At 56.6% G+C, this 2,980-nt stretch carries 1 protein-coding gene; it reads right to left on the bottom strand.

Annotation, left to right across the window (positions count from 1 at the left end):
• A partial coding sequence (locus ACFTWP_RS41265) for a hypothetical protein (RefSeq protein WP_380270329.1) occupies positions 1 to 2,980 on the bottom strand: 2,980 nt, incomplete at both ends.

Genomic DNA, 2,980 nt, shown 5'->3' with positions numbered 1-2,980 from the left:
CTTTCGCCTCCGCTGCGTCTTTCGCGCGAGAATGCGACACGGCGATGAACTGGGACAGCTCCTCTGCTTTCTTGCGTAGTGCGGCGGTAAGCGTCGGGTGCCATGGGGTAGCTTCGTAAACCTGTTCTACTGTGTGCCGTAGCGCTCTACGCATTCTGGCGTCGGTGGAACGGGCCACTGAGCGAAATTCCGGATGTCGGTAAATTGCTGAGGCGAGATGTTCGACAACGTGTGCCAATGCACCGAACTGAAAGTCCAGCTCGTGAAGCAAACTGAAAACGCCGCAAACTACGTTGACAGCAGAATCGAATAACGTGTTCTGACTTGCAATCACTTCGACCCAGGCGTCGAGGACAACGCTCGAATAGCCGGCCTGTGACAGCATCCATAGGAAGTCATATGGCGCGATGGAGATGTAGGTTCGGTTCGCGAGAAGCGACAGCATCAGATACTGGCGGTGCTCTGCAAGCGAGCGCGGCCCAGTCTGAGCCGCGTGCGCAATAACGGCCAGCGGTGCCACGGACGACACCTTGAACCCACTCAAAGCCAATGCGCGCAATCGCGCATCGATGGATACGAGCGCCGCATTTTTTTCGAGGCAAAGCGCGATAGCATCGTACGATTCCGCGTCCAGAACCTCTTTAAACTCTAAGAAATTGCAAGGCACTTCGGCGGGGCCGTACGCGGGCGCGACTTCACAGTAGCGCTGGACCGACTCGACAATTGCCGTCAGCATGGCCACTCTTTGCTGCCGGTCTTCGGGAGTGTACCGAACTACCGTAAGCTTCCCGTCTACTTCCCCGGCTCGGCCTATCGAGCGCTCATTTTTTGCCCCCTCCATGGCTATAAGCAGCAAATCATAGGCACGTTGCGAAACAATCGGATGTGGCAAAAAGCCGAGAACCGACAGAGCCTTAAATAGGCCCAATTCGACCAGCGTGATGCAATCCAGCACGCACGACGAACTCGACCCGAGTGGATTTGACCGCTCAAGCCCACCAGTGACGCGTCCCTCGGCAACGACCAAAGGCGGCTGGCTCGCCCCCCAGGACAATATAAGGTCCACTGGCGAACGTCCAAGCAACTGCGCACAAAGGCCTACGGTAAGGCGACCCTGCCTGTAGCCATCGATGACTAGGTCCGCCCCTCCCGACTGTCGTTTCAACTGTGAGTGAATCCGAGACATGTCTATGCTGCCGTCGTCGTTCTTTACAGACATAGTCAGGTAGCCCGGAATGGGTTCTACAGTCTTTTCGGTTAGCTCGTGCGCGTACCCGAGCAGATGCCTAGAGGCGGGCATCAATGAAGCAACGCGATAGGTGGTCTCTTCTCCCATCTGATGCCGAATGGTCACCGTCTCGCCAACCCTCTTGTCGATAAAGTTCGCAGCAAACGCAGAGTCATGAGGGAAGTAATTCTGTGCCTGCGGAAGAGTACCGACGTCTGCAGGGTCAATTACAACGGTGAACGGCGACCCATCTTCTCGCAGCAGTGTGGCCGCAACACCCGCAGAAACGGCTGTAGGTGTCGCGCCCCATGGAATGTCATCGGCAGTGAGCAGGGCGGTGATGAAACCCGCCGCAACGTTCGCGTTGTCGAGGTTACATCTAAACAATCGATACAACCGACGCATACCGAGGTCACGGTCACCGTATTGAATTTCAGCCAACGCCACCCTGCGGATAATCTTGGGCTCACCGCTTAGTTCCAGCGGGGCCTCGCCAAACGCGCTCCGGATTTCTGCCGGCCGCAAGGTCTGGAGTGCGACGCGATACCAAAACTCCCAGGCGCGAGCGTCGGTAGGACAACGGTCCCTTTGTCGCAAGGCCAGTGGCTTTAACCGGTGCCAATCATTCGCCTGCTGCGCGGCCAGGACTGCCATGCCGACGAAGGCGTCGTCCTCGAACCAATCTGCGGGAGCACTATCCATGATGGACCGAGCCTTCGCGCGGTAACCGCCTTTTGCGTATGCCTCCAGTAGGCGTGTTTGCAACCCACGACTGAGATTGACATTCGGAATCGATGTCAGCAGCGATATCGCCGCCTTGCAGTCCCCAAGCAGAGTAAGCGTATCGGCAGCCTGAATCTTCACAGGCTGAGCCGAGGTCGTCGTTACCAAAGCGACGAGCTTCTCTCCTAAAATCGCAGCTTTCTCCGGCCGTCCAATCGCCAGATAAATTCGGACAGCAGCGTTGAGTAGAATGGGCGCGGTCTCCGCCTCGAAATCATGCTTATCGAGCAATTCAGCGACTGACGAACTGTCGCCACTGTTTCGAAGTGCAATCCACATTAATGCCTGAGCGGTTTTCGCCGCGTCGCAATCAGATACCACAGCAGGGGATTCCGTGATATCCCGTACCAACTCGGGCATTCCGAGAATGGCGGCCGACTCGCCGACCATCATCTGCGCCGAGATATGAATCTCTTTCAGGTGAGGCGCCCCAACCTCTACAACTCTCTGGAGGTCGCCCAGTTCGTGATATGCGTATATGCGCGGAGCCGCAAGCTTCAACGAAGACTCACCAAATACCTCCGCTTCCTCACAAATCTTCAAGCAAGCCGACGCGTCCCCGAGCAGTAGTCTTCCAACCGCAAGGTTCGCGGCTGCGTCCGATACTAGTGCGCCGATTTCCTTGCGCCAGAGTTTTTCATCGCGTGGCTCAAAACATTCACATACGGCGCGCAACGTACACTCGACCTCTGGCGGCAGTAGTCCCATTGAGGCCAGAAACGGGTCCTTACTGGCGAAGTCTGTGGCAATAAAAAGGACGTTGCTCCACGTGTAGAAGCCCGCACCATCCGCACGTAGAGCTCGGTCAGCATAAGCGAGGGACAACGCTCGGTCCCCCGCATCGTGAAAGCTGATTGCCATCATTTGCAACGCATCGGCGTTGCCTTGGAATCTGACGGGCACATCGGCTTCAGCAAGAAACTGCTTCAGTGCGATTTTTGTATTGGCCCAAGCAAGCCATACGTGGGC

It is taken from the genome of Kitasatospora sp. NPDC057015, from assembly GCF_042673745.1.
Taxonomy (GTDB): Bacteria; Actinomycetota; Actinomycetes; order Streptomycetales; family Streptomycetaceae; genus Kitasatospora.
Note: the sequence above shows the minus strand (reverse complement) of the source record. Positions and strands in the feature narration are given on the sequence as shown.